The following is a 7,044-nucleotide window of genomic DNA, read 5'->3' on the forward strand; positions in this document are numbered from 1 at the left end:
GGGCTGGGATGAGGCCGGGCGGCAGGCCGGTCATCCGGCCGGGGCGCTCCCGCCGTACCGGACGGCGGGCCGCGCCTCGGTGACCGGTTCGTGGCCCTGCTGGGCCTCGGTGGCCGGTTCTTGGCGCTGCTGGGCCTCGGCGAGTCCGATGCCGCGCTGGAAGGCGGCCATCAGCCCGGGATCGTGGCCGGCCGCGTGCTCGGCGTCCTGGCGCGGCACCGGGCCACCGCGCAGCTGCGGCACGATGTGCTCCTGGGCGCGCCGCCGGGGCAGCTGCGGCCTGCCCGTGGTCCCCCGCACCACGCCCGCACGCGGAGCGGGCACCGCACCGCCGCCCGCGGCCACGGCGGCCCGGTCCGCGGCCCACGTCCCCGGCACGGCCACGGCGGGGTTGGCCCTCGGCTCGTCCGTCCCACGGCGGGGCAGGGAGGCCGGGCCGTCACCGGTGACGTACGGGACGGGCACGGGCGGAGCCGACGGTGCGTCACCGTCGTACGGAGTCGCACCCGATGCGGGGACCGGCGTCGCCGTCGGGGCCCGGTGGAGTGGGAGCGGAGGCGGGGCAGCGGGGACGGACGACCCGGGTGTGTCCGGTACGGCGCTCCCCAGCAGGGACCGCGGTACGACGAGGACGGCCTGGACGCCGCCGTAGATGTTGGTCTGCAGCCGGACGGTGATGCCGTGCCGCTTGGCGAGCTGGGAGACCACGAACAGTCCGATGCGGCCGTCGGCGAGCAGGCCCGCGACGTTGACCTGGTCGGGGTCGGCCAGCAGGGCGTTCATCCTGACCTGCTCGCCGACCGGCATGCCCAGGCCCCGGTCCTCGACCTCCACGGCGAGTCCGGAGGTGACGAGGCCCGTGCGCAGCAGGACCTGGGTGTGCGGGGCGGAGAACACCGTGGCGTTCTCGACGAGTTCGGCCAGCAGGTGGATGACGTCGGCGACGGCGTGGCCGCGCAGCCGGCCCTCGACCGGCGGGACGAGCTTCACCCGCGAGTACTGCTCGACCTCGGCGATGGCCGAGCGCAGCACCTCCGTCATGGAGACGGGGTTGCTCCACTGGCGGCGGGAGACGGCGCCGCCGAGGACGGCGAGGTTCTCGGCGTGGCGGCGGATCCGGGTGGCGAGGTGGTCGACGTGGAAGAGGCCCTTGAGCAGGTCGGGGTCCTCGATCTCGTTCTCCAGCTCGTCGAGGAGGGAGATCTCGCGGTGCACCAGGGACTGCAGGCGCCGGGCGAGGTTGACGAAGACCTCGAGTTTCTGCTCGCTGCCGGTCCGGCCGGACAGCTGGGTGGCCTGGACGACGGCGGCGACGGCACCGTCGTGGGCGCGGGCCAGGTCGGTGGCGAGCGGGCCGAACTCGTCGGCGTCGCCCGGCGGTGCGCCGCGCGGCTTGCGCGGGGCCGGGCTCTCGCCGTGGCGCAGCGCGTCGATGAGGGCGCGCAGGTCGGTCTCGCGGCGTGCGGTGGCGCGGCGCAGCGCGTCGATCCGGTCGTGGACGGAGCGGGCGGCCCGGCCGGCGGCGACGGCGGCGGTCGCGATGCCCGCGAGCGTCACGCAGAACGCCCCGGCGAACACGCCCCACAGGGTGGGTCCGGGGTGCGTCCCGGTGGAGCGCACGGTGAAGAGCACGGCGGCGCCGGCGCCGAGGGCGACCGCGGTCGGCGGCAGCACCGCCAGGCGCAGCAGCTGGGACCGTATGGGCATCTCGGGCAGCGAGGGGACGGTGCGGGCGACCGGCCGCCCGTGCCGTCCGCCCTCACGGCGGTCTGCGCGGGCGGCCGGTGCGCGGAGGTGAGACATCTGTTCCTCGTACTGGTCCGTCGGGCCTGTGTGCTCGCACATGGGGCACGAGCGGGCGTGCGCCATCGCTGTACCGGTCGGCGGAGACGCGCATACGGCCCCGCGCCGCCCGGCGGACACTCACAGTAGTCACGGATATCTCATGTGTGGTGGGCAGTTGATGAAATCCCCCAGCGATCGTCCCGCTCTGGTATGAGGGCCCGTACGGCAGTCCGAGCCCTCACGCCGGCCTGCGCCACTGATCCGAAAGAGATCGATCCCCCCTGCTCAAAAGCTGTCACGAACGGACGGCGGGACCGAGAAGCCCTCCTCTCCCCGGCCTCGCCGTACGCCCTCCGTCCGCCCGGCCACGGCCCGCCGTGACGCTCCCGGGACCGCTGCCGCTCTCTCCGACGCCCTCCGCACCGTCACCCGCCGTGTCGTCACCCGCCGTGTCGCCACCCGCCGTATCGACCTGCGACCCCGCGGCTGAGCGGCGCCCCTCACCGGCGCCGGCCTTGGACAGCCCCGTCAGGGCGGGCTGTTCGCCACGGTGGTGAGGTAGATCCCGAACACGAGGGAGTACGCCGCGAGGGCCGGCATGAGGACGGCCACGGTGCGAAGGCGGGCCCGGGACAGCGTGAGCGCCACGGGGAGCAGCAGTGGGAAGGCGGGCAGAAGGAGACGGGGCCTGCTGGTGAAGAAGTGAGCGCCGCCCAGAGCCATCACCATCAGCGTCGCGGTGTACACGAGAAGGGGGAGCGGTTGCCGGTCGAGCACGCCCAGGACGAACAGGGCGACCGCGCCGATCGCGACGGCCGCGGCTGTGTACTGGCCCAGGGAGGCCTTCGCGAGCACCAGGTGCTTGAACATGTAGAGGGTGTAGTGACCGAAGTCGAAGGTCGAGCCGAACCGTCGCTGGACGGTGAAGTAGCCCCACGGGCTGCCTGTCTTCACACCCACCCAGACGACGTAGCCGAACCACCCCGCTGGAGCGAGAACAGCGGCCGGCCCCGCCCACCGGCCGACGGGTCGGCCTTCGCGGCGGCACCGCCATGCGTGCAGGCCCAGCGCGGTCAGGACGGCGGCGGCCGCGGCGATCCCGTTGGGGCGGGTGAGACCGGCCAGCGAGGCGAGCAGACCGGCGGTGAGCCAGCGGTGGGTGAAGGCGGCGTACAGAGCCCACGCCGCGAAGGCGGTCATCAGGGGCTCGGTGTACGCCATCGTGACGACGACGGCCTGGGGCAGCACCGCCCACAGGGCGACGAGGGCGAGGGCGGGCCGCCGCCCGTACAGCAGTTCGCCGACCGCGTAGAGGCCCGCGGCGGCGACCACCGCGGCGCTCCACGACAGGGCGAGTGCCACGTTGACCTCTCCGACCGGCACTGCCGTGTTCACCGCGCGGATCAGCGCCGGATAGAGAGGGAAGAAGGCCATGTCGTGGTACACGACGCCGGATCCCGCAGGGCCGGAAAGCACGGTGCCGTAGCCGTGGCGAGCGATGCGAATGTACCACAGGCTGTCCCATTCCATCCCCAGCACCGTGCGCGGATGACGGCCGGTGCGCACGGCCCAGACGGACAGTGCCGCCACCACTGCCAGACGCATGGCGGCGAAGACGACCAGCCCGGGCAGTGCCCTGCGCAGCGCGGCCCGTGTCCGCGTCAGCCGGCTCGGCGTCGACGGCCGGCCGGAACGAGCGGAGGGCGGGTTCCGCGGCGCGTCGTCGACGTCGGCGACACCGTGCTCGCCCATCGGGAGGCCTCCTCTCTTCTCCGTCCGTCGCCTGACGGCCCGACCGCCGGATCACCCACCGGTGAGAGGCCTGACGCCATCCAAGACGTCTCGGTCGCCGCTCGCATCCGGGCTCCGCACCGACGGCACCCGGAAGAGTGAGACCTCGTGGGGCTGAGCCGTTGATGCGCCGACTCCCGCGCGCCCGCTGTTTGGATGGAGGGACTCTGCGTGGACGGGGGCCGACCGAATGTGCAGGCGGTTGTGACCGGCGGGCGAAAGGCCGAGGGAATGGCGGGACGGACCGGCCCCGAGCATCCTCTGGCGCGGGAGCCCGGCCCGCCGGCTGTTCCCCGCCCCCCGCCGACGCGGCGTTGGAGGCGGGTCCTGCCCGAGGTCACCCGGTTCGCGGTATCGGGGGCCGCCGCCTATCTGACAGAGGTCGGGACGTTCAACCTGTTCCTGGTTCTCGGTCTGGGGGCGGCCTTGTCGTCCCTGTCGAGTGCGGCGGCCGGGACGGTGGTCGCCTACGTGGGGAACCGGTACTGGACCTATCGCGGGCGGCCCTTCGGGCGCGACGGGCGACGCATCGCGCTGTTCTGCGCCGTGAACGTGCTGGGGGCGGGGATCACCACCGGCTGTGTCGTGGTGTCCCACGACGTGTTCGGGCTGCACGGTGCGGTGGCCGCCAACGTCGCCAGGAACGCGGTCGGTATGGCCCTGGCGATGGTCTTCCGTTTCTGGGCGTACCGGACCTGGGTCTTCCCGGCCCGCCCCGGCGAGGAGGCCGGCCTCCCGGCCGTGCGCGGCGGCAGCGGTCCGAGGGCCGGGGCGGGCACATGGCCGGCCGCCTTCGGCGCGGCGGCACCACCGTGGCTCGCGGCGCACGCCCTGGTGGCCGTCGCGCTCGGGCTCGCCTGGTGCGCTCAGGGGCACCTGCCCGAAACCGGGGCGGTGCGGCCGTCGTCGGGTCTGCTGGTGTGGGACTCGGCCTGGTACCGATCGCTGGCACTGCACGGGTACGGTCCGCCCACGTCGGCATCCGTGCGCTTCTTCCCGTTGCTGCCCCTGGCGGTCCGGGTCGCGGCCGCGCTGACCCGGCTCCCTGCCACCGCGGCCCTCCTGGTGCTGTGCTCGGCATGCGCACTGGTGTACGGCGCGGTGCTCCATGTCCTGACGCGGGAGGAGACCGCCGAGGACCCGGTGGCGCGTCGGACGGTGTGGCTGTCCCAGCTCGCGCCGGGCTGCGCCGTGCTGGTGCTGGGATACACCGAGGCCGTGGCCGGCATGCTGACGGTCCTGTTCTTCCTGGGTCTGGGACGCGGCCGGGGAAGCATCGCGGTGTGCGCGGGAGCGCTGAGCGGACTGGTGCGCCCCACCGGGGTGCTGCTCGCCCTGCCCGCCCTGGTGGAAGTGGTGCGGGCACGGTCCCGCGCCCGTCGGGTGCGTGCCGCGCTGGCGGCGCTGCCGCCAGTGGCCGGCACGTCGGTGTACCTGGCGTGGTGTGCGGCCACCGGACGCGGCTGGCTGGCCCCTTACCGGGTGCAGACCGGGGCTTCCCTCCGGGGCGCCGTGGTGGGCAACCCGCTCGCGGACTGGTTTCATCCGAACGGCGGCCGGCTGACGCCCTCGTCGTTCGCCAACCTGATCGTCGCGGTGGCGCTGCTGGCCGTGGCCGTCGGGCTGCTGTGGGTCGCGGGCCGGCGCCTGCCGGTCTCCTGGACGGTCTGGGCCCTGGCGATGGTGGCCGCGGCGGCGTCCGCCACCGGATGGCGGTCGCTTCCGCGGTACCTGGGCGCGGTGTTCCCCCTGCTCGTCGCGGCCGCCGTGGTACTGCGCACCCGCAGGCGCTGGTATCCGGCTCTGGCGGCGTGCGGCGCGCTCTTCACGGCGCTGGCGACATCGAGTTTCGGCGGGCAGTACATCCCCTGAACGCCCGACCTGGGCGGACAAAACGCCAAAAACGCCCATAAGGTGACAGGGGTCAAGTCACGGTTGCCCTGTCGCCCGATCGTCGGCGTCCACACGAAAGAGGCCCACGTGAGCACCTCCTCAGCCTCGCAGGTGACGGTGATCGGAGCCGGCCCCGCAGGGCTCACCGCGGCCCTGCTCGCAGCCCGTTCGGGCCGCTCGGTGACCGTACTGGAAGCCACGGGCCAGGTCGGGGGCCTGGCACGGACCGTGGAACGTGACGGCTGGCGCTTCGACCTCGGCGGGCACCGCTTCTTCACCAAAGTGCCCGAGGTGAGGCGACTGTGGCGGGAGGTCCTTCCCGGTGAGGACTTCCTGCGCCGACCCCGGCTGAGCCGGATCCTCTACCGGGGCCGGCTGTTCGACTACCCGCTCAAACCGCTGAACGCGCTGCGCCGGCTGGGCGTGGCCGAGGCCGCGCTCTGCATGCTCTCCTATGCGGCCGCCCGCGTGCGCCCCCCTCGCGACCAGAGCAACTTCGAGGGCTGGGTGAGCGCTCGGTTCGGCAGGCGGCTGTACCGGATCTTCTTCAAGACCTATACCGAAAAGGTGTGGGGAACGCCCGCCACCAGCATCCAGGCCGACTGGGCGGCCCAGCGCATCAAGGACCTCTCGTTGTCCAAGGCGGTGGCCCAGGCCCTGCGCCCGGGCCGGACCGGCACCCGGATCACGACCCTCATCGACGAGTTCGACTACCCGCGCCTGGGACCGGGAATGATGTGGGAACGCGTCCGCGAACTGGCCGAACGGGCAGGCGCGCGCGTGCTGCTGGACTCGCCCGTGGTGCGGGTCGAACGGGCCGGCGACCAGGCGGCCGCCGTGATGGTCGAACGGGCCGAGGGCACCGTCCGCCATCCCTGCGAACAGCTCATCTCCTCCATGCCGCTGCCCGAGCTGGTACTGGCCATGGACCCCCCACCGCCACCGCGGGTGGTGCAAGCGGCCAGGCAACTGTCCTACCGGGACTTCCTCACCGTGGCGCTGGTCGTGCCCGTCGAGGCCGGCTTCCCCGACAACTGGATCTACGTGCACACTCCCGGGGTGCGGGTCGGCCGCGTACAGAACTTCGGCTCCTGGTCCCCCCACCTGGTCAAGGACGGCTGCACCTGTCTGGGCATGGAGTACTTCGTCAACGAGGGCGACGAGCTCTGGTCCCTGCCCGACGACGAACTCGTCGGCCTCGCACGGCGTGAGCTGGCCGCCATCGGGCTGATCCCGGACGATCGTGTACGTGACGGGTACGTGGTGCGCGTTCCCAAGGCGTACCCCGTCTACGACAAGGGCTACCAGGACCGTGTCGCGGTCCTGCGTGACTGGCTCGCCCGGCATGTCCGCAACGTGCAGGCTGTCGGCCGCAACGGGATGCACAAGTACAACAACCAGGACCACTCCATGCTCACCGCCATGCTGGCGGTGGAGAACCTGGACGGCGCCGGCCGCGGCACAGCCACCGCACCGTCGCGACCGCGCCGATGGCTGTCAGCAGGAACAGTGCCCAGTAGTGCGTCAGGAGGAGCAGGCCGCCCGGTACAGCGGTCATCAGGGTGTTCAGCGGGC

The 7,044-nt window shown here is 73.1% G+C and carries 4 protein-coding genes; 2 read left to right on the forward strand and 2 right to left on the reverse strand.

Annotated features, from left to right (window positions below; genetic code table 11):
- Nucleotides 1-30 precede the first annotated feature (30 nt).
- Nucleotides 31-1,803, reverse strand: a complete 1,773-nt coding sequence (locus C1I97_RS27385; protein ID WP_111005823.1) for a sensor histidine kinase — start codon at nucleotides 1,801-1,803, stop codon at nucleotides 31-33.
- Between the two features lie 510 nt (nucleotides 1,804-2,313).
- Entirely contained in the window at nucleotides 2,314-3,537 is a 1,224-nt protein-coding gene (locus tag C1I97_RS27395) for a hypothetical protein (protein ID WP_258382758.1), read from the reverse strand.
- 243 nt (nucleotides 3,538-3,780) lie between these two features.
- Between C1I97_RS27395 and C1I97_RS27400 the strand changes: the two genes are divergently transcribed.
- Together C1I97_RS27400 and C1I97_RS27405 are read left to right on the forward strand one after the other, a co-directional pair.
- Complete coding sequence (locus C1I97_RS27400) at nucleotides 3,781-5,448, forward strand: GtrA family protein (RefSeq protein WP_181446945.1); 1,668 nt, start codon at nucleotides 3,781-3,783, stop codon at nucleotides 5,446-5,448.
- A gap of 108 nt (nucleotides 5,449-5,556) precedes the next feature.
- On the forward strand, nucleotides 5,557-7,044 hold a 1,488-nt coding region (locus C1I97_RS27405; protein ID WP_111005825.1), incomplete at its 3' end, for an NAD(P)/FAD-dependent oxidoreductase.

This window comes from Streptomyces sp. NTH33 (assembly GCF_003236365.1).
In the GTDB taxonomy this organism is placed as follows: Bacteria; Actinomycetota; Actinomycetes; order Streptomycetales; family Streptomycetaceae; genus Streptomyces.